This window comes from Sphingobium sp. BYY-5, assembly GCF_022758885.1.
Taxonomy (GTDB): Bacteria; Pseudomonadota; Alphaproteobacteria; order Sphingomonadales; family Sphingomonadaceae; genus Sphingobium.
Window position 1 is genome coordinate 1,726,221 of sequence record NZ_JALEBH010000001.1, and the last position, 24,611, is coordinate 1,750,831.

Annotated in this window: 24 protein-coding genes and 1 pseudogene; 11 read left to right on the forward strand and 14 right to left on the reverse strand. The window is 64.6% G+C overall.

From position 1 onward, the window contains the following. Positions 1-50: 50 nt before the first annotated feature. From MOK15_RS08215 to MOK15_RS08260, 10 genes are all read right to left on the reverse strand, one after another. The gene (locus MOK15_RS08215; protein ID WP_242931156.1) at positions 51-314 is read right to left on the reverse strand and encodes a GIY-YIG nuclease family protein; all 264 of its coding nucleotides are present in this window, start codon (positions 312-314) and stop codon (positions 51-53) included. A 78-nt stretch (positions 315-392) separates the two neighbouring features. Further along, positions 393-1,637, reverse strand: coding sequence for a 2-oxoglutarate dehydrogenase complex dihydrolipoyllysine-residue succinyltransferase (gene odhB, locus MOK15_RS08220; RefSeq protein WP_242931157.1), 1,245 nt, complete (start codon positions 1,635-1,637; stop codon positions 393-395). 8 nt (positions 1,638-1,645) lie between these two features. Next, positions 1,646-4,441, reverse strand: coding sequence for a 2-oxoglutarate dehydrogenase E1 component (locus MOK15_RS08225; RefSeq protein WP_242932688.1), 2,796 nt, complete (start codon positions 4,439-4,441; stop codon positions 1,646-1,648). A gap of 88 nt (positions 4,442-4,529) precedes the next feature. Continuing rightward, a complete protein-coding gene (sucD, locus tag MOK15_RS08230; protein ID WP_242931158.1) occupies positions 4,530-5,414 on the reverse strand; it encodes a succinate--CoA ligase subunit alpha in 885 nt (294 codons plus the stop codon). Between the two features lie 58 nt (positions 5,415-5,472). Next, positions 5,473-5,772: a GIY-YIG nuclease family protein gene (locus tag MOK15_RS08235; protein ID WP_242931159.1), complete on the reverse strand. Its 300-nt coding sequence runs from the start codon at positions 5,770-5,772 to the stop codon at positions 5,473-5,475. 46 nt (positions 5,773-5,818) lie between these two features. Next, entirely contained in the window at positions 5,819-6,781 is a 963-nt protein-coding gene (mdh, locus tag MOK15_RS08240; RefSeq protein WP_242931160.1) for a malate dehydrogenase, read from the reverse strand. A gap of 388 nt (positions 6,782-7,169) precedes the next feature. Further along, positions 7,170-8,282 (reverse strand): cell division protein ZapE, encoded by a 1,113-nt coding sequence (gene zapE, locus MOK15_RS08245; RefSeq protein ID WP_242931161.1) that lies wholly within the window; start codon positions 8,280-8,282, stop codon positions 7,170-7,172. After that, positions 8,279-8,740: a PaaI family thioesterase gene (locus MOK15_RS08250; RefSeq protein ID WP_242931162.1), complete on the reverse strand. Its 462-nt coding sequence runs from the start codon at positions 8,738-8,740 to the stop codon at positions 8,279-8,281. The genes zapE and MOK15_RS08250 overlap by 4 nt, the downstream gene beginning before the upstream one ends. 1 nt (position 8,741) lies before the next feature. Further along, on the reverse strand, positions 8,742-9,530 hold the full coding sequence (locus tag MOK15_RS08255) for a succinate dehydrogenase iron-sulfur subunit (RefSeq protein WP_242931163.1): 789 nt from the start codon (positions 9,528-9,530) through the stop codon (positions 8,742-8,744). A 153-nt stretch (positions 9,531-9,683) separates the two neighbouring features. Next, positions 9,684-9,875 (reverse strand): hypothetical protein, encoded by a 192-nt coding sequence (locus MOK15_RS08260; RefSeq protein WP_242931164.1) that lies wholly within the window; start codon positions 9,873-9,875, stop codon positions 9,684-9,686. On the opposite strand from MOK15_RS08260, the gene MOK15_RS08265 reads away from it, so the two are divergent. The 6 genes and pseudogenes from MOK15_RS08265 to MOK15_RS08290 all read left to right on the forward strand — a co-directional run. Then, on the forward strand, positions 9,862-10,935 hold the full coding sequence (locus MOK15_RS08265) for a glycosyl transferase (RefSeq protein ID WP_242931165.1): 1,074 nt from the start codon (positions 9,862-9,864) through the stop codon (positions 10,933-10,935). The genes MOK15_RS08260 and MOK15_RS08265 overlap by 14 nt on opposite strands. Next, positions 10,932-12,038 (forward strand): CDP-alcohol phosphatidyltransferase family protein, encoded by a 1,107-nt coding sequence (locus MOK15_RS08270; RefSeq protein WP_242931166.1) that lies wholly within the window; start codon positions 10,932-10,934, stop codon positions 12,036-12,038. The genes MOK15_RS08265 and MOK15_RS08270 overlap by 4 nt, the downstream gene beginning before the upstream one ends. Then, a complete protein-coding gene (locus MOK15_RS08275) occupies positions 12,035-12,475 on the forward strand; it encodes an HIT family protein (RefSeq protein WP_242931167.1) in 441 nt (146 codons plus the stop codon). Before MOK15_RS08270 ends, MOK15_RS08275 begins: the two co-directional genes overlap by 4 nt. Next, a complete protein-coding gene (locus tag MOK15_RS08280; RefSeq protein ID WP_242931168.1) occupies positions 12,472-13,002 on the forward strand; it encodes a DUF192 domain-containing protein in 531 nt (176 codons plus the stop codon). Before MOK15_RS08275 ends, MOK15_RS08280 begins: the two co-directional genes overlap by 4 nt. A 50-nt stretch (positions 13,003-13,052) precedes the next feature. After that, positions 13,053-13,451, forward strand: coding sequence for an NADH:ubiquinone oxidoreductase subunit NDUFA12 (locus MOK15_RS08285; RefSeq protein WP_242931169.1), 399 nt, complete (start codon positions 13,053-13,055; stop codon positions 13,449-13,451). Positions 13,452-13,696: 245 nt separating this feature from the next. Then, positions 13,697-13,867: pseudogene (locus tag MOK15_RS08290) on the forward strand (DUF2155 domain-containing protein); the annotation flags it as partial. A gap of 35 nt (positions 13,868-13,902) precedes the next feature. On the opposite strand, the gene aat reads toward MOK15_RS08290, so the two are convergent. Further along, entirely contained in the window at positions 13,903-14,652 is a 750-nt protein-coding gene (aat, locus tag MOK15_RS08295) for a leucyl/phenylalanyl-tRNA--protein transferase (RefSeq protein ID WP_242931170.1), read from the reverse strand. 84 nt (positions 14,653-14,736) lie between these two features. Here aat and MOK15_RS08300 point away from each other — a divergent pair, with 84 nt between their 5' ends. Both MOK15_RS08300 and MOK15_RS08305 read left to right on the forward strand, forming a co-directional pair. Further along, on the forward strand, positions 14,737-15,096 hold the full coding sequence (locus MOK15_RS08300; protein ID WP_242931171.1) for a hypothetical protein: 360 nt from the start codon (positions 14,737-14,739) through the stop codon (positions 15,094-15,096). A 32-nt stretch (positions 15,097-15,128) separates the two neighbouring features. Beyond that, on the forward strand, positions 15,129-16,406 hold the full coding sequence (locus MOK15_RS08305) for a dipeptidase (RefSeq protein WP_242931172.1): 1,278 nt from the start codon (positions 15,129-15,131) through the stop codon (positions 16,404-16,406). Between the two features lie 173 nt (positions 16,407-16,579). Here MOK15_RS08305 and MOK15_RS08310 read toward each other — a convergent pair whose 3' ends face one another. Next, positions 16,580-17,350: a phosphocholine cytidylyltransferase family protein gene (locus MOK15_RS08310; protein WP_242931173.1), complete on the reverse strand. Its 771-nt coding sequence runs from the start codon at positions 17,348-17,350 to the stop codon at positions 16,580-16,582. Positions 17,351-17,579: 229 nt separating this feature from the next. On the opposite strand from MOK15_RS08310, the gene MOK15_RS08315 reads away from it, so the two are divergent. Further along, a complete protein-coding gene (locus MOK15_RS08315; protein WP_242932689.1) occupies positions 17,580-18,890 on the forward strand; it encodes an oligosaccharide flippase family protein in 1,311 nt (436 codons plus the stop codon). A 3-nt stretch (positions 18,891-18,893) separates the two neighbouring features. Here MOK15_RS08315 and MOK15_RS08320 read toward each other — a convergent pair whose 3' ends face one another. Then, entirely contained in the window at positions 18,894-19,676 is a 783-nt protein-coding gene (locus tag MOK15_RS08320; protein ID WP_242931174.1) for a nucleotidyltransferase family protein, read from the reverse strand. 304 nt (positions 19,677-19,980) lie between these two features. Further along, positions 19,981-21,510, reverse strand: coding sequence for a M23 family metallopeptidase (locus MOK15_RS08325; RefSeq protein ID WP_242931175.1), 1,530 nt, complete (start codon positions 21,508-21,510; stop codon positions 19,981-19,983). 226 nt (positions 21,511-21,736) lie between these two features. Between MOK15_RS08325 and MOK15_RS08330 the strand changes: the two genes are divergently transcribed. Both MOK15_RS08330 and MOK15_RS08335 read left to right on the forward strand, forming a co-directional pair. Beyond that, complete coding sequence (locus MOK15_RS08330) at positions 21,737-24,328, forward strand: helicase-related protein (RefSeq protein ID WP_242931176.1); 2,592 nt, start codon at positions 21,737-21,739, stop codon at positions 24,326-24,328. After that, positions 24,321-24,611 (forward strand): RNA-binding S4 domain-containing protein, encoded by a 291-nt coding sequence (locus MOK15_RS08335; protein WP_242931177.1) that lies wholly within the window; start codon positions 24,321-24,323, stop codon positions 24,609-24,611. The genes MOK15_RS08330 and MOK15_RS08335 overlap by 8 nt, the downstream gene beginning before the upstream one ends.

Here is a 24,611-nt window from a genome sequence, read left to right on the forward strand (position 1 = left end):
CGTTCTTCTTCCTCATTGTGTTCCTGCGGACGCAGGAACCCAGGGCGTCGTCAGAACAGTGTCTCGAACAAATCCTGCCACCGAGGATTTTCCCGTTCGATCAACTCGATCTTCCAGGCGCGTTTCCATTTCTTCATCTGCAGTTCGCGACGCCGCGCTTCCTGCAGATCATCATATGCTTCGAACCAGACCAACATGGTGCAGCCATGGTCCTTCGTAAAGCCGTCCACCAGGGCGTTGCGATGCTGATATGCCCTGGCCGTCAGATCGCTCGTCACACCCAGATACAGGGTGCCGTTGCGTCTGCTGGCCATCAGATAGACATATCCCGCTTTCGTTGCATTTCTCCGCCCTGGGCTCCTGCTTTCGCAGGAGCACGTGAAACCGAGGCTTTACAGGTCGATCAACAGGCGGGTCGGGTCTTCGATCGCGTTCTTGACCGCGACCAGGAAGGTGACCGCCTCACGTCCGTCGACCAGGCGATGATCGTAGGACAGCGCCAGATACATCATCGGGCGGATCACGATCTGGCCGTTGCGGACGACCGGGCGGTCCTCGATGCGGTGGAGGCCCAGCACCGCCGACTGGGGCGGGTTGATGATCGGGGTCGACATCAGCGATCCGAAGACGCCGCCGTTGGAGATGGTGAAGGTGCCGCCCTTCATATCTTCCATCGTCAGCGCGCCTTCCTTGGCGCGCTTGCCGAAGTCGCCGATGGTCTTTTCGATACCGGCGACGCTCAAGGATTCGGCGTTGCGGATGACCGGAACGACCAGGCCGTTGGGCGCCGACACCGCGACCGAGATGTCGCAGAAGTCGTTATAGACGATCTCGTCGCCTTCGATCTGGCCGTTGACGCCCGGAATATCCTTGAGCGCCATGCACACGGCCTTGGTGAAGAAGCCCATGAAGCCCAGACGGACGCCATGCTTCTTCTCGAACAGATCCTTATACTTGGCGCGCGCCTCGATGACGTTGGTCATGTCGACATCGTTGAAGGTGGTGAGCAGCGCGGCGTTGTTCTGCGCTTCCTTCAGACGCTTGGCCACCGTCTGGCGCAGGCGGGTCATCTTGACCCGTTCCTGGCGACGGCTGGGACCAGCCGCAGGCGCGTCGGCGGCGGGGGTTGCTGCCGGAGCCGAGGCGGCGGCCTTGGCCGTGCCGGCGGCGACGGCGGCGGTGACGTCATCCTTGGTCAGGCGGCCGTCCTTGCCGGTGCCCTTGATCTTGCTTGGGTCCAGGCCATGCTCCAGCACCAGGCGGCGGACCGCCGGCGACAGGGTCAGGTTGCCACCCTCTTCATCGTCCGAAGCGGCGGGCGCCGAAGCGACCGGCGCGGGCGCGGCGGCTTCCGCCTTGGCGGCGGGGGCTGCGGGTGCGGGCGTCGCAGCGGCGGCGGCGCCTTCATTCACATAAGCCAGCAGCGCGCCGACCTCGACCGTGTCGCCTTCCTTGGCGATGATGTCGCCCAGGGTGCCGGCGACCGGCGCGGGCACATCGACCGCGACCTTGTCGGTTTCCAGGCTGACGATCGGTTCGTCGGCCTTCACGGCTTCACCGGGCTTCTTGAACCACTGGCCCACGGTTGCTTCGGTAACGGATTCGCCCAGGGTTGGGACTTTGATTTCGGTAGCCATGAGCTGTCTCAGCCTTTCTTCTGGCGGCGGATTTCAGTGCGGACGCTGTGGCCCAGCGCATCGGCGACGAGGGCGCCCTGTTCGGACACATGGCGCGACGCCAGGCCGGTGGCCGGCGAGGCGGAGGCCTTACGGCCAGCATAGCGGGCGCGCATCGGCGCCTTGCCAGCCTTGGCCAAGGCTTCCTCGATATAGGGTTCCACGAAGAACCAGGCGCCGTTGTTGCGCGGTTCTTCCTGACACCAGACGACATCTTCCAGGTTGGTCATGCGCTCGATGCGCTTTGTCAGCGCCTCGCTCGCGAACGGGTAGATTTGTTCGATGCGAACAATCTGCACGTCCTTGTCGCCGGCGGCGTCGCGCGCTTCCATCAGGTCATAGAAGACCTTGCCGGAACACAGGATCAAGCGCTTGGTGTCCTTGTCTGCCGAACCATTGGGGTCCGACAGGATGCGCTTGAAATGCGTTTCGCCCAGGAAATCCTCGGCCTTGCTGACCGCCAGCTTGTGGCGCAGCAGCGACTTGGGCGCCATGATGATGAGCGGCTTGCGGAACGGCCGCAGCATCTGGCGACGCAGGGCATGGAAATAGTTAGCCGGGGTCGTGATGTTCGCGACCTGGATATTGCCTTCCGCGCAAAGCTGGAGATAGCGCTCCAGACGGGCCGAACTATGTTCCGGCCCCTGCCCTTCATAGCCATGCGGCAACAGGCATACCAGGCCGTTGGACCGCAGCCACTTGGTTTCCGACGAGGCGATATACTGGTCGAAGATGATCTGCGCGCCATTGGCGAAATCGCCGAACTGCGCTTCCCAGATCACCAGGCTCTTCGGGTCCGCGAGCGCGAAGCCATATTCGAAGCCGAGCACGCCATATTCGGACAGCGGCGAATCCAGCACCTCGCAACGGCCATGCGGCACGGTCGCGAGCGGGATGTACTTCGCTTCGGTGTCCTGGTCGGTCCAGACGGCATGGCGCTGGCTGAATGTGCCGCGACCCGAATCCTGACCCGACAGGCGAACGCCATAGCCTTCCGACAGCAGCGAACCGAAGGCCAGCGCCTCGCCGGTCGCCCAGTCGAAATTCTCGCCGGACTTGAACATCTCCGCCTTGGCGTCGAGTACGCGCTTCAACGTCTTGTGGACGTTCAGCCCCTCTGGAACGGTGGTCAGCGTCTTGCCCAGGCCGTCGAACAGCTTGTTGCTGATCGCCGATTCCACGCTCTGACGCGACGTTTCCGCATCGGCGGGCTTGTGCAGCCCCGACCAGCGACCGGCGAACCAGTCCGCCTTGTTGGGCTTGTAGCTCTTGGCCGCCTCGAACTCGTCCTCAAGATGGGCAACGAACTCGTCCGTCGCGCTGTTGACGAAAGCGTCATCCACCACGCCTTCCGCCTTCAGGCGCGCCGCATAGACGTCGCTGACCGACGGATGCTGGCGGATTTCCTTGTACATCAGCGGCTGGGTGAAGCCCGGCTCATCGCCTTCATTATGGCCGAAGCGGCGATAGCACCACATGTCGATCACGATGTCGCGATGGAAGGTCTGACGATATTCGATCGCCAGCTTGCACGCGAAGGTCACGGCTTCGGGATCGTCGCCATTGACGTGCAGGATCGGCGCCTGGACGCCCTTGGCCACATCGCTCGGATAGGGCGAGCCACGCGAGAATTGCGGGCTGGTGGTGAAGCCGATCTGGTTGTTGACGATGAAATGGATGCAGCCGCCGGTATTGTAGCCGTTGACGCCGGAGAAGCCGAGGCATTCCCACACGATGCCCTGACCGGCAAAGGCCGCGTCGCCATGGATCAGCACGGGCAGAACCTGCTCATGCTTGCCCAGATCGTCGCGGAAGGTCTGCTGCGCGCGAACCTTGCCCAGCACCACCGGATCGACGGTTTCGAGGTGCGAGGGGTTGGGCACCAGCGACATGTGGACCTTGATGCCGTCGAACTCGCGGTCGGTCGAGGTGCCGAGGTGATATTTCACGTCGCCCGAACCGCCGACATCTTCGGGATTGGCAGTGCCACCCGAAAATTCGTGGAAGATGACACGGAAACCCTTAGCCATCACATTGGCCAGCACGTTCAGGCGGCCGCGATGGGCCATGCCGTATACGATCTCGCGCACGCCCTGCGCGCCACCATATTTGATAATGGCTTCGAGCGCGGGGATCATGGATTCGCCGCCGTCCAGGCCGAAGCGCTTGGTGCCGACATATTTGCGGCCCAGGAACTTCTCATATTGCTCACCCTGGATGACCTTGGCCAGGATCGCCTTCTTGCCCTCAGGCGTGAAGTGGATTTCCTTGTCCTTGCCTTCCAGCCGGTCCTGAAGGAAGCGGCGTTCCTCCACATCGGCGATGTGCATATATTCCAGGCCGACATTGCCGCAATAATTGGCGCGCAGGATCGCGACGACCTCCGCCACGGTCGCATATTGCAGACCCAGCGTGCCGCCGAGATAGACCTTTTTATTGAGGTCGGTCAGGCCATGATATTCCGGCGTCAGGTCGGCCGGCAGGTCACGTTGGGCCAGGCCCAGCGGATCGAGATTGGCGGCGAGATGACCACGCACGCGATAGGTGCGGATCAGCATCTGCGCGCGGATCGCATCGTCAGCGGCGGCGACCACGTCGACGTCCGACACAGGCTTGCCCGCGGACTTGGCGGCGGCCTTTACGGCGACCTGCATCTGCGTGGGGTCCAATGCCCCGGTCAGGTCGTCCGTATCCGTCAGCGGCCAGTTATCACGTGCCCAGGTCGGGCCGCGCTCAATCTCGAAATCCTGGTTCTCGTAACCCATCATCTTGTCCCATCCCAGCCGCGTGCAGTCGCGGAGCGGGAAAATCAGCGGCCGGGGTGCAGCCCGGCCGCCTCTATATAGGGGCTTTTCAGCCCTTAAGCACCTCGACCAGCGTCGAACCCAGTTCGGACGGGCTGGCGGCAACCTTGATGCCGGCCGCTTCCATCGCCGCGATCTTGCTTTCCGCGTCGCCCTTGCCGCCCGACACGATCGCGCCGGCATGGCCCATGCGGCGGCCCGGAGGCGCCGTACGACCCGCGATGAAGCCGGCCATCGGCTTCTTGCGGCCACGCTTGGCCTCGTCGATCAGGAACTGGGCGGCCTGTTCTTCCGCGTCGCCGCCGATTTCACCGATCATGATGATCGATTCAGTGGCGTCGTCGGCCAGGAACAGTTCCAGCACGTCGATGAAGTTGGTGCCGTTGACCGGATCGCCGCCGATGCCGACAGCCGTGGTCTGACCCAGGCCCGCATTGGTGGTCTGGAACACGGCTTCATAGGTCAGCGTGCCGGAGCGCGACACGACGCCGACCGAACCCTTGGAGAAGATCGAACCGGGCATGATGCCGATCTTGCACTCATTGGGGGTCAGGACGCCGGGGCAGTTCGGGCCGATCAGGCGCGACTTCGAACCCGACAGCGCGCGCTTCACGCGGACCATGTCGAGGACGGGGATGCCTTCGGTGATGCAGACGATCAGCGGGATTTCCGCGTCGATCGCTTCCAGGATCGAGTCGGCCGCGAATGGCGGCGGAACATAGATGACCGAAGCGTCGGCGCCGGTCTTCGACTTGGCTTCCGCGACGGTGTCGAAGATCGGCAGGCCGATGTGGCTCGAACCGCCCTTGCCCGGCGTGACGCCGCCGACCATCTGGCTGCCATAGGCCAGCGCCTGCTCGGTGTGGAAGGTGCCGGTGGCGCCGGTCATACCCTGTGTGATGACCTTGGTGTTCTTGTTAATGAGGATGCTCATTGACGGTATTACCCTTCAATTCCACCCCGGCGGAGGCCGGGGTCCAGTTTCCAATCGTTCATGGCCGCGCGATACGATCGTAGAGGTCCGCCCATTCGACGTTGCCTCCTTCGATCTCTCTTAGCTTCCAGTCCCGTTTCCATTCTTTCATCTGCCGTTCGCGAAGGCGGGCAGCTTCCCAGCTATCATGCACCTCGTACCAGACGAGAAGCCGACAGCCATATCGCTTCGTGAACCCCGGAACGACGCTGTTGCGATGTTCCCAGACCCGCTTCGGGAGATCGACGGTAGAGCCGATATAGATCGTCCCATTCCGTCGATTTGCCATGATATAGACGAAGGCCTGCCCGTCGCTCATAGCCTGTCCCGACTGGACCCCGGCCTTCGCCGGGGTGGTTCATTCATTATGCCAGGCTCGGATCGATGCCCTTGCAAGCGACCAGCAATTCCTTGACCGCGTCGACCGACACGGTGAGGTTCGCCTTGGCTTCGTCGTCCAGCTCGATCTCGACGATCTGCTCGACGCCGTCCTTGCCGATGATGACGGGCACGCCGACATAGAGATTGTCGACGCCATATTGGCCGGTCAGGTTGACCGCGGCGGGCAGCAGGCGCTTCTGGTCATAGAGATAGCTTTCGGCCATCGCGATCGCGCTGGTGGCGGGCGCATAGAAGGCCGAACCGGTCTTGAGCAGCGCGACGATCTCGCCGCCGCCCGAACGGGTGCGGGCGACGATGGCGTCGATGCGCTCCTGGGTCGAACGGCCCTGCTTGATGAGGTCGGGGATGGGGATGCCTGACACGGTCGAATATTGGATCACCGGAACCATCGTGTCGCCATGACCGCCCAGCACGAAGCTGTTCACGTCCTTCACCGACACCTGGAATTCTTCGGCCAGGAAGTGGCTGAAACGCGAGCTGTCCAGAACGCCGGCCATGCCGACGACCTTGCTGGCGGGCAGGCCCGAAAATTCGCGCAGCGCCCACACCATGGCATCCAGCGGGTTGGTGATGCAGATGACGAAGGCGTTCGGAGCATTGGCCTTGATGCCTTCGCCCACGGCCTTCATGACCTTGAGGTTGATGCCCAGCAGGTCATCGCGGCTCATGCCCGGCTTGCGCGCGACGCCGGCGGTGACGATGATGACGTCCGCGCCCGCAATGTCGGCATAGTCGTTGGAACCGGTGATCTTCGCATCGAAGCCTTCAACCGGGCCGCACTGCGACAGGTCGAGCGCCTTGCCCTGGGGCACGCCTTCCACCACGTCGAAGAGAACAATGTCACCAAGACCCTTGAGGGCCGCGAGATGCGCGAGCGTGCCGCCGATATTGCCAGCGCCGATGAGCGCGATCTTCTTACGGGCCATATGCAATCATCCTCCAAGTCATGCCTACTGGAATTGCTGGCCCGCCTACGCCCTTCGGGCGGGGGTTTCAACCGCCCAAAGCGCTGAGAAACAAATTATCTTTGCAATTCATTCGCAGTTGCATTAAAGACGATTCACACCCTGTCGCTCCCGGTCTCCTACCCTGGTCCGAGAGCCTTCCCTGCAGAGGTATCCTGCCGGGCGCCCTCATGATCGAGGGTGCCCGGCCTGTTTTCCGTAATAAAGTTGCAGCCTGATGAATGGTTCCCCGCCCATGCGACGGACGGAACCACAAGCCTGCCATTGCAAATGCAGCGGAGGAAACCCGGTCCATCCATTGCCACCTCAATGGATGGACCGCCTCGGCATTCAGGCGATGTCGAAAGGGTTATTTCGGGCCGTGGCCCAGCGCCAGATACTCGTCCGACTGCATTTCCATCAGGCGCGACACGGTGCGTTCAAATTCGAACGCGCCGTCGCCTTCGGGATAGAGGCGTGCGGGTTCGGCATCCGCCGACGCCAGCAGTTTCACCTTATATTCGTAGAGCGAATCGATCAGCGTCACGAAGCGCGCCGCTTCGTTGCGCTTTTCCGGTCCCAGCACGGGGATGCCGACGATGATGACGGTGTGATATTTGCGCGCGATCGCCAGATAGTCGGGCGCGCCCCGCGCCTCCGCGCAAAGGCGCTTGAAGGAGAAGACGGCGACGCCCTTCAGGCTCTTGGGCACATGCATGGTGCGCCCGCCCTGTACGACGATATCCTCCGACGGCACCTTCGCCCGATCCTCTACGGAAAAGTCGGTCAGGCGGAAAAAGGCGTCGGACAATTCCCTGGTCGCCTGCGGCCCGTTGGGACAATGCCACAGCGTCGCGTCGCCCAGCCGGTCGCGCCGATAATCGGTCGGGCCGTTCAGCGTCATCACGTCCAGCTTCACCTTGATAAGGTCGATGAAGGGCAGGAAAAGCTGACGATTGAGGCCGTTCTTGTAGAGTTCGTCCGGTTCGCGGTTGGAGGTGGTGACGATCGTCACCCGCTTTTCCAGCAGACCGGTGAAGAGCCGCGACATGATCGCCGCGTCAGCCATGTTGTTGACGACCATCTCGTCGAAGCAGAGCAGTCGCGCTTCTTCGGCCAGCGACTCGACCACCGGCGGGATCGGATCGCCCGTCTCCGACTTGCGCGCCTCGGCCAGGCGGGCATGGACGTCGAGCATGAACTCGTGGAAATGGGCGCGCGCCTTGCGCTGGACATGAACCGTGTCGAAGAACAGGTCCATCAGCATCGATTTGCCGCGACCCACCCCGCCCCACATGTACAGGCCGCGTGGCGGCTCCGGCTGCTTGCGCAACAGCTTCCACAGTGTCGATCCGCGCGCCGGGGTCGCTTCCAGTTCCTGTTGCAGCCGGTCGAGTCGCACCGCTGCCGCCCGCTGGTCCGGATCAGGCCGCAATTCGCCGGCCTCCACCAGCGCGTCATAACGGGCAATGACGCTGGTCACTTCGGCGTGGGCGCCTTGCGGATGGTGGCGGTGGAGGCCGCGACCGGCTGGCCATCCTGGGTCATCACCATGCGCAGGAAGAACAGGCGCCCGGTTTCCCGCAACACCTCCACCTCCGCGATCAGGTCAGGCCCGACCTTGCCCGCGCCCAGATATTGCATGGAAAGGTCGATGGTCACGCCATTGACCTGCTCCTTATGGCCCATGGCCCAGAGCGCACCGAAAAAGGCGTGGTCGGCAAAAGCGGCCAGGAAGCCGCCATGCAGCGTATCGAGTCGGTTGCGATGGCTTGGGCGCGTCTCCAGCCCCACCAGCGCGCGGTTCGGTGCATCGCTGCGCATATAGCCACGGCCGATCGCCTGCAAGAAGGTATCGGGATGCGGGTCGGACCATGCGGTCCAGCCCGTCCATTTCCCTTCGGACAGCGCTACGCCGCCCGCTATGCCGTCGCTCGTCAACTTACAACTGCCGCTCGACCATCATCTTCTTGGTCTCGGCAATCGCCTTGGCGGGGCTGAGGCCCTTGGGGCAGACGTTCGCGCAGTTCATGATGGTGTGGCAACGATAGAGACGGAACGGATCTTCCAGTTCGTCCAGGCGCTCGCCGGTAAATTCGTCGCGGCTGTCGGCGAGCCAGCGATAGGCCTGAAGCAGAATCGCCGGACCAAGGAACCGGTCGCTGTTCCACCAGTAGCTGGGGCAACTGGTCGAGCAGCAGGCGCACAGGATGCACTCATACAGCCCGTCCAGCTTCTCGCGGTCGGCGGGCGATTGCAGCCGCTCCTTGCCGCTGGGCGGCGGGCTGACGGTTTGCAGCCAGGGCTTGATGCTGTTGTACTGGGCGTAGAAATGGGTGAAGTCCGGCACCAGATCCTTGATGACGTCCATGTGCGGTAGCGGCGTGATCTGCACCTGCTTGCCGGCGCACTCGTCGATCGCAGTGGTGCAGGCCAGGCCGTTGCGGCCGTTCATGTTCATCGAGCAGGAACCGCAAATGCCTTCGCGGCAGGACCGGCGGAAGGTCAGCGTCGGATCATATTCATTCTTGATCTTCAGCAGCGCGTCCAGGACCATCGGGCCGCACTGGTCGAGGTCGATCTCGAACGTGTCGTAATGCGGATTTTCACCGGAGTCGGGATCGTAGCGATACACTTTGAAGCTGCGGACATTGGTCGCGCCCTCGGGCGCCTTGTGGGTCACGCCCTTGCCGCTGATCTTGCTGTTCTTGGGCAAAGCAAATTCGGCCATCGCTCGTCGCGCCTCTTCGTCGATGTCTGTTGGTTGGGGGTCCGCATAACGAAAAATCCGCAAAGGTCCAGCGTTGAGGGCCATGTTTCTGTCCCCAAGCCCTTGTTGCAAATGGCTTGCAATTATATGGAGACAACCCCGGCTCCTTCTTGCTTACTCCGCCATGATCGTTACGAAGCGATTGCCCAAGGGAACTACAGGACAAGACGCCTCTCCTCCGTTCGGGCTGAGATTGTCGAAACCCTTCACTTTCTTCGAAAGAAAGAATGGCCCTTCGACAGGCTCAGGGCGAACGGGCAATATTGCCATCCCGCCACCGGAAACCACCTGCTTGCCGATCGACATCGCCTTCCTCGCCATCGCCGAAGCGCAGCAGCTTTATCACTGGCTGCCCGCCGCGCTGGAACTGGCGCGCCGTCCCGACGTGCGGGTCAGCATCCTGTCGCCATCGGACCAGATATTGGCGCTGGTCGACAGCTATGATCCGCAAGGCCACCTGAACCGCATCCGCCTGCGCCGCCCCCCGTCCCGGCCCGACTCGCTCTTTCGCCAGCCATCGCGGCTCGCGACCCTGCTGCTCAACTATCCCACCATCGCCCGCTTCCCGACTTTGGTGACGACCGAGATCAGCAGCGCCTGGTTGCGGCGCGTGCCGGGTTTCCGGTCCCGCCTCATCCTCATCAAGCATGGCGCGGGCGACCGGGAGGGCGGCTATAAAAAACGCCATGCCGATTTCGACCTGACCCTGGTCGCGGGGGAGAAGGATCGCCGCCGCATGATCGATCGCGGCCTCTGCACATCCGAAACAGTCGCGGTCGGCGGCTACCCCAAGTTCGAACTGAAGGCCCCGCGCCAGCACTTCTTCCCCGACGACAAGCCGGTCCTGCTCTACAATCCGCATTTCAACCCGGCGCTTTCTTCGTGGATCAACCACGGCCCGGAGATGCTCGCCGCGCTGGAGTCGCTGGACGGGTGGAACGTCATCATCGCCCCGCACACCAAACTCGCGCACCATGCGCCGCCGATCGTCAGCACCGCGCCGCATATCCGCGTGGACATGGGCAGCCGCCGGTCGATCGACATGAGCTATACGATGAGCGCGGACGTCTATCTGGGCGACGTGTCGAGCCAGGTCTATGAATTCCTCATCCAGCCCCGGCCCTGCATCTTCCTCAACCTCGACCATCGCGACGCTTCGGGTGACGCCTTCGCCCATTGGCGGCTGGGCCAGGTGATCGAGCGCACCGACGCCCTTCCCCAGGCGCTTGCCCGCGCGAACGACTTGCAACCTGGCTTCGTTGCTGCTCAGGAAGCGGCGATGCAGCAATCGATCGATCTGTCCCCGGTCCCCGCCTCGCAACGCCAGGCCGACCTCATCCTGAACTTCGCGAAGGCCCACATATGAGCCAGACCCTTACCACCGCCCTTGGCCCCGTCCGCCTGCTGGGCGAGAATGCAACCCCGATCTGGGGCATGTCCAATGCCGAACGCAATCGCCGCATGGCGACAAGCGCCGCAAAGAATGGCAGCACGCTGGCAGAGGGGCATGAACTGCTCTTCAACCTGACCTATGCCTTCGATCCGTTGCTGCTACGGCTGGCGCTCGAAACGCCGGGCACGCTCTTCGCCTGGGCCGGCACGCCGATCGTCGGGCAGGTGCAGCAGGGAACCGATCCGCTCACCACCCCCCATGTCATCGACCTGTCGAACGGCCGCAAGCTCTACAACCGGCAGCTCCGCAAGCTGGAACAGCCGATGGTGCGCGAACTCACCCCATCAACCCGGCGGGAGATCGAGCGGCGCAGCTATTTCGGCGCCTATAAGGGCGTGACCGATGTCCTGACCAAATATCTCTGGCCCGAACTGGCGCTGATCCTGACCCGCATCGCCGCGCAGCTCAAGATGACGCCGAACATGGTGTCGGTGATCGGCGTCACCCTCTGCCTGGTCGCGACCTTCCTCTTCGCCAAGGGGCTGTTCTGGACCGGCTTCCTCGCCGGCTTCATCTTCATGGTGCTGGACACGGTGGACGGCAAGCTCGCCCGCTGCACCATCACCTCGTCCAAATGGGGCAATGTGATCGACCATGGCGTCGACCTGGTCCACCCGCCCTTCTGGTGGTATTTCTGGGGCACGGGCCTGGCCTATTGGGGCCTGGGCCTGTCGGGCGGCACCTTCACCTTCATCATGACGGCGGTGATCGCAGGCTATGTGCTGCAAAGGCTGATCGAGGGGATGTTCCTCAAGGACTTCAAGATGGACATCCATGTCTGGCGTCCCTTCGACAGCCAGTTCCGCCTCATCACCGCGCGCCGCAACCCGAATATGGTGATCCTGTTCGTCTCGCTGATTTTCGGCCGCCCCGACATCGGCCTGATCGCGCTGGCATGGTGGACGATCATTTCGCTGGTCGTCCATGCCGTGCGGCTGGCGCAGGCCTATGGCGTGAAGCGCTCAGGCAAGCCGATCGTCAGTTGGATGGATGAAGCGGAGGCAGCGAAAACATGAACGTGACGATCGAGAAGTTCGGCTGGCCCGCGACCCTGATCGCCGAGTTCGCCCACTGGCTGGTCCTCCTCCGGCCGGCCCAGCCGACGCTGGGGTCGCTGGTGCTGGCGGCGAAGAGCGATGCGACGGCGTTCGGCGACCTGCCGGCGGAAGCCCATGCCGAACTCAAGATCGTCACCGCAACCATCGAAGCCGCATTGGGCAAGGCGGTGGATTACAGCAAGATCAACTATCTGATGCTGATGATGGTCGACCCGCACGTCCATTTCCACGTCCTGCCCCGCTATGAAGGAGCGCGCAGCGGCGGCGGCGTGACCGTCACGGACACAGGCTGGCCGGGCCAACCGGACCTGGGCGCAGCCGTAAAGCTGGACAGCGAAACGGACAGTTCCCTGCGCGATTGGCTAGCCCATCATTTCGATAGAGAAATGAAATGAAATTGCGCCTTCTACCTGTCTGTTTCGCTGTCTGCCTTGCCGCCTGTTCGGGGCAGAAACCCGCCGCCGACAACAGCGCGCAGGCGCAGGCCGCCGCAACGCTCCTCCCCGTCGTCATCCACACCGCCAAGGGCGCACGCCGTTTCGACGTGGAGGTTGCCCGTACGCCGCTGGAGCAGGAGAAAGGCCTGATGTTCCGCAAGGAACTGGCGGCGGACGGCGGGATGCTTTTCCCCATGGACCCGCCGCGCACCGCGAGTTTCTGGATGAAGGACACGCTGATACCGCTCGACATGCTGTTCATCCACACCGACGGCACCATCGCCTTCCTCCAGGCCAATGCGCAGCCCTATTCGCGCATCCCGGTATCGGCGGGCGTACCGGTGGCGGCGGTGCTCGAACTGCGCGGCGGCCGCGCGGCGGAATTGGGGATCGGCGAAGGCGACCGTCTCGCCTGGGGCGGCTGCGCCGTGCCGGCCGAAAAGGTCATGACCGACCTGAATTTCTGTCCGGCCCCAGCCCCATAGCGCCATAACCTCCTTGCCGACGCCCGCCGCAGCGGCTAAGCGCATCGGCCATGGGAATCCTGGCTAACATCTTCACCTGGTGGAATGGCGCCACCTTCGGCACCTGGCTCTTCACGACCCGCAAGGGCACCAAGGTCGGTGAAGACCATCAGGGCAATGTCTATTATGAAGGCGGCACCGACCCCAACGGCCTGACGCGCCGCTGGGTGATCTACAAGGGCGCCAATGATGCGAGCCGCGTGCCCGCCGAATGGCATGGCTGGCTGCATCACTCGATCGAGGGCGCGCCCGAAAGCTTCCTGCCGCCGCCGCGCATCTGGGAAAAGGAATCCACCCCCAACGCCACCGGCACCGCTAACGCCTATCGTCCGTCCGGTGCGCTCGAAAAGGGCGGCCAGCGCCAGCAGGCGACCGGCGATTATGAGGCGTGGAGCCCCGACGCGGCATGACCCGGCGTCCGGCGGGGGGCTTTCCGCCGATCCTGCATGTCCTTCCCGCCCTGTCCTGCGCGCTGGCGCTCGCGGCATGTGGCAAGAATGACCTGCCGCCCGCGAATCAGTCCGGACCGGTGAAGGTCGAAGGCACCCCGATCCGCGCGACCGGCAACGTAGCCCAGTCCGGCACACCCATGGCCCAGCGCACCGCCGTCATCGGCCTGCTCAACAAGCGCAACGGCCTGACCCGCGACCTCAGCATGAAGCCCGGCGAGGCGCTGCGCGTCGGCGACGCGATCGTCCGCCTCCAGGCCTGCGAAACCAGCGCGCCCTGGGAAAATGTCCAGGAAACCGGTGCCTTCGTGCAACTGGATGTGCGCAGCAGCGCGGATAATAAGTGGCGGCGCGCCTTTTCCGGCTGGCTGTTCCGCGAGCGGCCAGACCGCAATGTCGTGCAGCACCCGATCTACGACGTCTGGGTCAGAAGCTGCGCGATGGAATGGCCCGAAACCGGCCCCGACACGGTCAAGCTGGGCAGCAAGGGCGAACCTGTCGATGCGGCCCCGGCCAAGGGTGCAAACGCCAGTTCGGCAGCAAGACCCGAACCTGCCGCCAGAGCGTCCGACCCCGCGCCCAGCGCCACGCCAGCCACCGCCGCGCCCAGCAACTGAAGATAATCGCTTTGGCTGATTTCGGTCGCACCCATGGTGCGAAGGTGATCGGTCATGAACTGGCAGTCGAGCAGGGTGAAGCCGCCAAAGCGCATCCGCGCCACCAGCCAGGCCAGCGCCACTTTGGATGCATCGGTACGACGCGACACCATGGATTCGCCGAAGAACGCCTGACCCAGCGCCACGCCATACAGGCCGCCGACCAGTTCATCACCCTCCCACACCTCGATCGAATGGGCGAAACCGCGCGCATGAAGATCGCGATAGGCGCGCTCAATCTCATGGTTGATCCAGGTGGAGGGGCGATCGGGCGCCGATTCCGCACAAAGCGCCAATATCTGCGCGAAGGCGCAATTGGCGGTGACGTGGAATTGTTCGCGCCGAATCACCTTGGCCAGCGAATGCGACAGGTGAAAGCGGTCGAGCGGCAGCACGGCGCGAAATTTTGGCTCGACCCAATAGACCTCGCGCGCGTCGCGATCGTCCGACATGGGGAAGACGCCTATGGAATAAGCCTGCAGCAGGATCAGCGGGTCGATCATCATGCCCGTTCAGGATTAGCAGACCGGGACGGAAGGAACAGCCCTACAATCGCTTTTCCCATCCGTTTCCATGCGATAGGATACATCATGCGATTATTACTTTTCTTCCTGCTGCTCGCCGGACTGGCCATTCCCGCCCTCGCCCGATCGGACTCCCCACCTGATCGCAGCGGCCATTATTATTTGCAGGGCGTGATGGAGACGGGGTCGGAATTGCTGCTCCGGCCAGACGGAAGCTTTCAATGGTATCTGTCGGTCGGTGCGCTCGACCTGGTCGCCGAGGGCGGCTGGAGCGAGCAGAACGGCGCGGTGGTGCTGATGGCCGAAAAAACGAAGGATGTGCCCGAACCCGCATTCGAGACGATGCGGCTGACGATACGCGACGCCGACCTGATCCCCCCGAACGATCGCGGCGCCTATGTAAAGGCCCCGCCAAGCAGCGATTGACACGCCCCGTTCCAACTTTAGCTTCACGATCCATGAAAAGCCCATTCTTGGCGTTGCTGCCGCTTCTGTTCGCTGCCCCCTTCGCTCATGCCGCCGATGCGCCGCCCGCCGCCGCTCCCTACGCCACCCGAATCGCGAAGATATTGAAGGCCACGCCCCTGATCGACGGCCATAATGACTGGCCCGAAGCGCTCGCCGACAAGGCGAAGGATGCCCGCTGGACGATGGACCTCACCCATCTCGACCCGGCGCAATATCATACCGACATCAGCCGCCTGCACGCCGGCGGGGTGGGTGGGCAATTCTGGTCGGTCTGGGTGTCGGCGGACCTGCCGCAGGTGCAGCAGGTGAAGGACACGCTCGACCAGATCGGCATGGTCCGCAGCCTCGCCGCCCGTTATCCGCAGCATTTCCAGCTTGCCCGCACCGCCGCCGACATGCGCGCCGCGCACAAGGCCGGACGGATCGGGTCGCTGATCGGGGTCGAAGGCGGCGGACAGATCGACGGCAGCCTGGCGGTGCTGCGCGCCTATCGGGAACTGGGCGCGTCCTATCTGACGCTGACCCACAGCCGCACGATCGAATGGGCCGACAGCGCGACCGACAATCCGCAGCATGACGGCCTCACCCCCTTTGGCGAGGCGGTGGTGCATGAACTCAACCGCCTGGGTATGTTGGTGGACCTGAGCCATGTCAGTGAGGCGACGATGCTGGATGCGCTGCGCGTGAGCAAGGCGCCGGTGATCTTCTCCCACTCCAACGCACGCGCCCTGTGCGACACGCCCCGCAACGTGTCCGACGCGGTACTCAGGCAGGTCGCGGCCAATGGCGGCGTGGTGATGGTCAATTTCGCGGCCCAATATGTGTCGGAAGCGCGCCGAATCTGGGGATCGGACCGCAGCGCCGAAATCACCCGCAACAACGCCCCGCCCTTCGGCGGGCTGCACATCGGCGACCCGGCAGGCGCGGCCAAGGCGCTGGCGAATTGGGAAAAGGCCAATCCCGAACCGGTGACGACGATCGGTCAGGTCGCCGATCATGTCGAGCATATCGTCAAGGTCGCCGGTATCGATCATGTCGGCATCGGCAGCGATTTCGACGGCGTAGCCGCCCTGCCTCAGGGCCTGAGCGGCGTCGAAACCTATCCCGCATTGCTCGCCGAACTGATGCGCCGCGGCTGGAGCGACGCCGACATCGCCAAGCTGACCGGTGGCAATATACTGCGCGTCATGGCGGCGGCGGAAAAGGTCGCGGCAGGGATGAAGGGCGAGCCGGAGGGCAGCGCGGTGCTGGCTGTGGCCAAGGAATAATCAGCGATCCGGGCCGTGTGGAGAAATTCGCACCGAGGGATGGCCAAGACGGGTGGAGAGCGGACTGTCGGTTTATTTATGCCCCTCCCGCAAGCGGGAGGGGCATAATGGCCGCAACTGGTCGAAAATAGTCACACCGAACCGGACATATGTGACGTTAAATCCGCGAAATCCTATTTCGCGTAGCGCCCTTCCGCCACCCAGTTCGCGGTCAGCGCGTTGGCGGCTTCGACGTCCTGCGGGAAATCGACCTCCTGCCAGTCCAGTCCCTCGATCGAGACGGTGCCGACGCGGTTGCCCTTGGCGATGATGTCGATGGCGCGCAGATACCAGCGCTCCACCCCTTCGGGCGTGCGCATCATCTGGTCGATCTGGTTACGGAAGATCGCCGGGCCTTCGCCGGTGAAGGCCAGCATCCCGATCGATTCGGCATTGGTGTCGGGCGGCAGCAGGCGCTTGCCGATATGGTGCAGGCGGCCGGTCGCGTCCCGGTTCACCTTCATATCGTCATCGTCATAGTCGCCGTCCGGCTTGACGTCGACGGTGACGGTGACGGCGTCGGTCGCGCCCGCGATCAGCCTGCCCACAATCTCGTCCGACACGATCGTGTCGCCATTGAGGATGATGAAGTCCCGGTCCATCTCCTCCCGCACGATCCAGCAGGTGCCCAGATTGTCGGCGACCTGGAAGAAGGGATTGAAGACGGTGCGGATACGCGCGCCGGTGTCGCGGTAAAGCTGGAGCGCATGATCCTCGACCCGTTCGGTGCGGAAGCCGGTGACGACGACGATGTCGGTCACGCCATTGGCCGCCAGCGCTGCGACCTGCCAACTGATGAGGGTGCGGCCGTTGAAGTCGATCATGCATTTGGGCACGTCGCGGGTCAGCGGCAGGAGGCGCGAACCCTGGCCTGCGGACAGGATGATGGCTTTGCTGATGGTCATGGAGGCGCTTTAGAAGGCAATTTGGCCAAAAAAAAGGCGGTGTTTGCACTCCCCCCTACGCTCGCCTAAAGCACGACCTGCCCAACCCTCTCCCGTTCGGGCTGAGCCGGTCGACGCTCTACCTTTTTTTCCCACGGCGGAAGCGGAAAGGGCGGCCCTTCGACAGGCTCAGGGCGAACGGAGGAGAAGTTCTTGCGACGCCACGACGGAAAGGCCGGCAGTCATAGTGATGTTCAAGCGCGGATCGGGCGCGGCGGGGGACGGTTTCGCCCGCATCCTGGCCAATACCGGCTGGCTGCTAGGCGGCAAGGGCGTGGGCGCGGTGCTGAGCCTGGCCTATCTCGCCATCGTCACCCGCACGCTGGGCGTGGCGGACTTCGGCCGCTTTGCGCTGGTGCTGAGCGCCGCCAACGTCATCAAGACGCTGGTGTCGTTCGATAGCTGGCAGATCGTCGTGCGCTACGGCCAGCCGCATCTGACCGAGGGGAATGGCGACGCGCTGAACCGCGTGCTGCGCTTCTGCATCCTGATCGACCTAGCCTCGGCTGTTGCAGGCGGCATCATCGCTGCGGCCATCATCCTGCTCTTCGGTGATCTGCTGGGACTGGGCGCGGGCATGGGATGGCCGGTGTGGCTGTTCTGCATGGTGATGATGATTACCATCCGTTCCAGCCCGACCGGCATATTGCGCCTGTTCGACCGCTTCGATTCGGCCGCCTTCGCCGAAACCATGATCCCGGTCGGGCGGATGATCGGCGCGGGCGTCGCGCTGGCGTTGATGCCCAGCATCACTGGCTTCCTCATCGCCTGGGGCTTTGCCGAACTGCTCTGCGCCCTCAGTTACTGGCAACTGGCGCTGAAGGTCGGGCGCGGGCGGATCGGCCGCTGGCGCGCGGGCCGGGCGCTGGACGCGCGGACGGAAAATCCCGGCATCATCGGTTTCCTTACCGCCACCAACCTCCAGACCAGCCTGTCGTCCATCGGCCAGCAGGTGGCGGTGCTGATCGTCGGCGCCTTTGTCGGGCCGATCGGCGCGGGCCTTTATCGCCTGGCCAACCAGCTCGCCAATTCGCTGACCAAGATTTCCAGCCTCCTCTCGCGCAGCATTTTCGTCGAGCTGGCGCGTACCAGCACGCACGGCAAAGAGGCGCTGGGCGCGCTGTTCCGGCGCACCAACCGATTGGCGCTGGTGGCGGGCGCGGTCATCATCGGCCTGATCCTGACCATAGGCCATCCGCTGCTGGGGCTGATCGCGGGCAAGGACTTCCTGCCCGCCTATCCCTTGCTGTTGATGCTGGGCATCGCCGCCTGCATCGACCTGATCGGCGTCAGCTATCGCCCGCTGCTGATGGCGACCGACCGGGCGGGCCTGTCGCTGCGCATCACTTTCGCCTCGACGCTGCTGCTGCTCGGCCTGCAATCGGCGCTGCTGCCGCTCTACGGCACGAAGGGTGCGGCGATGGCGAACATCGTCGCCTCGCTCGCCGGCTTTGCAATGATGGGCCTCGCCAGCCGCCGGGCCGTGGCGGACAGCGGTTAACGGTTAGCGGCGCGCGAGAATCGCTTCGATCAGTTCCACATCGGCCGGCTTGTCGGCGTCGATGCAGGCTTCGGGACTGTCCATCGCCACCAGCCGCGCGGTAAGGCCGAAGCGCCGCCCGATCCGCGCGATGCCGCCGCGCAGGGTCAAGATGCGCAGCAGCGCGCCGACCAGCGCGAACGGGCCGAAGGCGGAGAGTATCTTCCAGCCCTTCTTGCGGTCCTGCTCCACTTCCTGCCACAGCGCGATGACAGGGCGCGCCTTCGCGCTGCCGAACCAGAAGATATTCGCGCCCGACCACCAGCCATCGCGAAATTTGAGCCAGGTGCGCCGCGACTGCGGATAGCGCGCCAGCAGGGTCGCGCGCTCCACCATGGCGACGGCGATGTCCCCGCCCGTAGCTTCCGCCACGAACTGGTCCAACATCCCGGCGTCGAGCAGCACATGATCGGCGGTGGTGAGCAGCAGCGGAAAGGGCAGGTCGCCCGCCTCCATCAGCGCCAGCAGCGAGGAGGCGATCCCCTGCCCGCCCGTTTCGAACCGCACGCGCGGATGGGTGGCGAGCCAGGCGGTGGCGGGATCGGCGGCGAAGACGTCGGGGCGCTGGGTCAGCACGATCATCTGCCCGATGGCGGGATGATCCAGCAGCGCGCGCGCCGGGCGGTTTATCATCGGCTCGCCCGCGACCGGCGCGAGCGGCTTGACCGGCACACCGGCGGCGACGGCCAGGGGATCGGGAATGGGACGCGCGCCTGCCAGCAGGATGGCGGTGATGGGACCGGTCATCTCCGCGCTCTAGCGGAGCGGACGGAACGCGGGAAGCGGCTTATTGGAACAATGGAGGCGTTTACCAGCCCATCGGCAAGATAGCGAGCAACCATAATCCTCCCCCGGCGGGGCAGGGGAAACGCCTATGGAATACAGCTCTCTCTTCGTCACCCTGAACTCGTTTCAGGGTCCATTTCGCCTCCTGGACGGACGGTTCTTGGAGGCACGATGGATGCTGAAACAAGTTCAGCATGACGTTGTGTGTAAAGGGATGGACTCCCCCTTCCCTTACGGAAGAGGATTTCAGGTCCGGCAATCGCCCTTATTTCCCGCTCGCCACCGGCGCGGCCGGGGCTTTTTGCGCGAAATTATCGTGCAAGCCGACGCGCAGCCCCTGATATTGGGCCAGCCTGGCGCGGAAGGCGGCGAGTTCACGCCCGGCAAGCTGCGCGGTGGTGGTGAACTTCACCGACAGCGGATTGACCGTCGCGCCGTTGCGGTAAAGCTCATAGTGGAGATGCGGGCCGGTCGACAGGCCGGTCGATCCGACATAGCCGATCACCTGCCCGCGCCGCACCCGCTGGCCGGGGACGGCGGCGATCCGGCTCATATGCGCATAGCCGGTGGCGAGGCCGCCGCCATGCTGGATGCGGACATAATTGCCATGGCCGCCATGCCGCCCGGCATAGGCGACGACGCCGTCGGTGACGGCATAGATGGGCGATCCGTAGCGGGCAGCGAAATCGATGCCCGCGTGCATCCTCGTATAGCCCAGGATCGGGTGACGGCGCATCCCGAAGCCCGACGACATGCGGCCCGCAACAGGCGCGGCCAGCACACCGCGCCGCTCGCCCACGCCCGACGCCTCGAACCATTCGGTGCGGCCGTTGCTGGTCCATTTGAGCATGTCGATCGACTTGCCGCGCGCGCGCTTCAGGCCCGCATAGAGCAGGTCGCCCACCTCCACATCGCCGGTTTCGGCGTGCCGATATTCGGTGACAATATCGTAGCGGTCGCCCGCGCCGATATTGCCCAGATCGACCTGCTGCGCGATGACGCGCAGGAAGGCCTGCACCGCCTTGGGCGGGGCGCCCGCCGCACGGGCGGAACGATAGATGCTGTCACCCACCACGCCCTGGATGCGCAGCGGCGTATTGTCGACGCGGATGGGCAGTCGCTTGACCGACAGCGCGCCGCCCGCGCGGGTCAGTTCCAGCCCCAGGTCCAGCCGCGCGCGGAACGCCAGCTTGTCCAACGGCCGGGGCCGGTCACGGCTGGCGCGGCGGCCCAGGACGATGTCGAGCAGGGTGCCAGGCTTGACGCCCGCGTCGATGTCGCCGCCGACCATGGTCATGATGGTGGCGATGTCGCCGCTGCTGACCCCGGCGCGCGACAGGGCGCGGGGCAGCGTGTCGCTGCTGCCGACCTGCGCGCTGAGTTCGATCTGCGGGCGTTCGGGGGTTTCGCGCAATGGTTGGACCGCGTCGGTGGACCCCATGTGCCGGCCGCTGTCCGCGCCCAGCGCCAGCGGGGTTATCATCTGGCTGCGCACCTCGTCATATTGCGCGTCGTTCAGGGTCGGGCCGGGTGCGCCGGGCACGGGCCGGAAACCGGGCGAGAGATAGAGGGCGGCGGCGCAGAGACCGAAACAGGTGGCAAGCCCGCGGAACCAGGTGAGGCTGCCGATGCGCTGGCCAAGGTCGGGGACCAGTTCCACATCCTCGGCCCAGTCGCGCAGACGGCTGCGCCAGTCCTGCGGCGGCGCCGGGGCTTTGCGGCGAGGCGAATCCGCCAGCCACAGGGATGCGGACGCACCGCCCTGCTGAGACCCGAACTGGCTTTCCTGAAACAAACCCGCGACCCCCAAGGGTATTTTCGTGACCGCCGACCCTGTTCTTCATGCCTTATGCGTCGACGGCGCCGTTGTGAACCCGGCAGGGTTAAAGTCAATTTAAGATGGGGCATCCCGAGTCGGACGCGGGGTGAAACGTGCGGCGGGTTCGACCGAAGCGCCAAAGAGGGCGGAACCGCTGTTTCCCCTTGCCCCGGCCTGCATCCTCCCCGACATAGGCCGCATCATGGCTTCCTTCGCCCGCTCGCCCGTCACCGCTGTTCTTGGGCCTACCAACACCGGCAAAACCCATCTCGCGGTCGAGCGCATGTGCGGCCATTCGAGCGGCATGATGGGCTTTCCGCTGCGCCTGCTGGCGCGCGAAGTCTATGAACGGGTGGTCGCGATCAAGGGCGCGAACCAGGTCGCGCTCATCACCGGCGAGGAAAAGATCGTGCCGCCGGGCGCGCGCTATTTTCTCTGCACGGCGGAGTCGATGCCGGTATCGGGTGATTACGCCTTCGTCGCGCTGGACGAGGCGCAACTGGGCGCAGACCCGGAACGCGGCCATATCTTCACCGACCGGCTGCTGCGGGCGCGGGGCCGTGAGGAAACGATGATCCTGGGGTCCGCCAGCATCAGCCGGGTGGTGAAGGCGCTGGTCCCGGATATCGAGATTATCGGCCGGCCGCGCTTTTCCACCCTCAGCTATGCGGGCGCCAAGAAGCTGTCGCGCCTGCCCAAACGCTCCGCCATCGTCGCCTTCTCCGCCGAGGAAGTCTATGCCGTGGCCGAAATGCTGCGCCGTTTCCGGGGCGGAGCGGCGGTGGTGATGGGCGCGCTCAGCCCTCGCACCCGCAACGCGCAGGTGCAGATGTTCCTGAATGGCGAGGTCGACTATCTGGTCGCGACCGACGCGATCGGCATGGGGCTGAACCTCGATGTCGCCCATGTGGCCTTCGCGTCCCTGCGCAAATATGACGGCCGCCGCACCCGCCGCCTGACCGTCAGCGAAATGGCGCAAATCGCCGGGCGCGCCGGGCGGCATCACAAGGACGGCAGTTTCGGCAGCCTGGGCGGCGAGGATGGCGACGCCGCCTTCACCCCCCAAGAGATCGAAGCGATCGAAGCGCACCGCTTCCCGCCGGTCGAGCAGCTATTCTGGCGCAGCGGCACGCCGCGCACCGACCGGCTCGACCATCTGCTGTTCGATCTGGAGCAGAAGCCCGAACGTCCCGAACTGCGCGCCGCCCCCGAAGCGGTGGATCTCGCCGTGCTGCGGCGGATGGCCGACGATCCCCTCGTTATCGAACGGACCAAGGGCAACCGGCAGGTGGAACGGCTCTGGGCTGCCTGTGGCCTGCCTGATTTTCAGAAGCTGGGGGCGGAGCATCATGGTCGCATCGTCGGCCGCATCTGGCGCTTCCTGTCCGAAGGGACCGGTCATATCCCGCGCGACTGGTTCGCCCAGAATCTGGCCCGGCTCGATTCGGTGCAGGGCGATATCGACACGCTGTCGGGCCGGATCGCGGGCGCGCGCACCTGGTCCTATATCGCCCATCGCGCCGATTGGCTGGCCCATCCGGCCGAAATGGCCGAACGCACCCGCGCGCTGGAAGAGAAGCTGTCCGACGCCCTGCACGCCGCGCTAACGCAGCGTTTCGTGGACCGGCGCACCACTGTCCTGTTGCGCGATATCGGCCAGAATGCCAGCAATCTGCCCGTCACCGTGGAACAGGATGGAGCCGTCTGCGTCGATGGCGAAACGATCGGACGACTTGACGGCTTTCGATTCTCGGTCGATCCCGCTACGCGGCATCAAGATCGAAAGATGCTGTTGGCGGCCGCGGAACGGCGCCTTGGAAAGGTATTGCGAGTGAAGGCTGACGAACTGGTTGCTGCGGCGGATGCGGATTTCGCGTTGCTGGACGAAGCGGGACAGGCGCCGGGAATCGCCTGGGGCGAAACGCCGGTAGCGGCGCTGTTGACGGGAGCCGGCCTGCTGGCGCCCGAAATCCGGCTGGATCGCGCGCTGCTGAGCCTGGGCCAGGATGTCCAGAAGCAGGTTATCACCCGCCTCGCCGCCTGGTTCGAGGCGCAGAAGCAGAAGCATCTGCTACCGCTGGTGAAGATGGCCGAGAGCGCGGCCGATCCGGCGGTTCCGCCCGTCGTGCGCGCCGTCTTCGCACAGCTCGCCGACGCGGGCGGCCTGATCGCGCGGACCGATCTTGATTCGGCGCTCGGCCATCTGGACAAGGAACAGCGCCATTTGCTGCGCAAGGCAGGCATCGATATCGGCGTGCTCGACATCTATCATCCCGGCCTGCTGAAGCCCGGCGCGGCGCGCTGGCGTTCTGCGCTGCTGGCCGCGCGCATCGCCAAGCCCTGCCTGCCGCTGCCCCAGCCCGGTCTCACCTTGATCCCGGCGGGTGAAAAGCCTGCGCAGATGGGCGCGCGAATCGCTGGCTTCCGTGGGTTCGGCGAACAGATGCTGCGCATCGACATGGCCGAACGCATGGCCCGCACCGCGCATGAAGCGATCGCCAAGGGCGAGGCATTCACCCCGACCAGCCCGCAGATCGTGTCGCTGGGGCTGCTGGAGCCGGCCTTCCTGCAACTGATGCGGCTCGCCGGCTTCCGCCCGGTCGAGGCGGCAGCGGAGGGCGGCCCCAACTGGGCGTTCAAGGGGCGACAGAAGGCACGGCCCGATCGTCCGCAGCAAGCGCGCGGGCCGAAGCGTGACGCCCCCAGCCCGCGTGCAGCTGCGCCGAGCGCCGCCGCGCCCGCCACCAGCAATGCCTTTGCGGGTCTCGCCGAACTGCTGGGCCGCAATGGCTGAGACGATCACCGGCCATGCGCCGGCGCTGCGGATCGACAAATTCCTGTGGTTCACGCGCCTGTCCAAGAGCCGGTCGACCGCGCAGAAACTGGCGGAGGACGGCCATATCCGCCTTAACGGCCGCCGCATCGACCGCGCCCATGCCCCGGTGCGCCCAGGCGACCTCATCACCTTTCCCCATTTGGAAGCCGTGCGCGTGGTGCGCGTCATCCACCTCCCCACCCGCCGAGGCCCCACCCCCGAAGCCCACGCCTGCTACGAGGAACTGACGGTCGGAGGATAG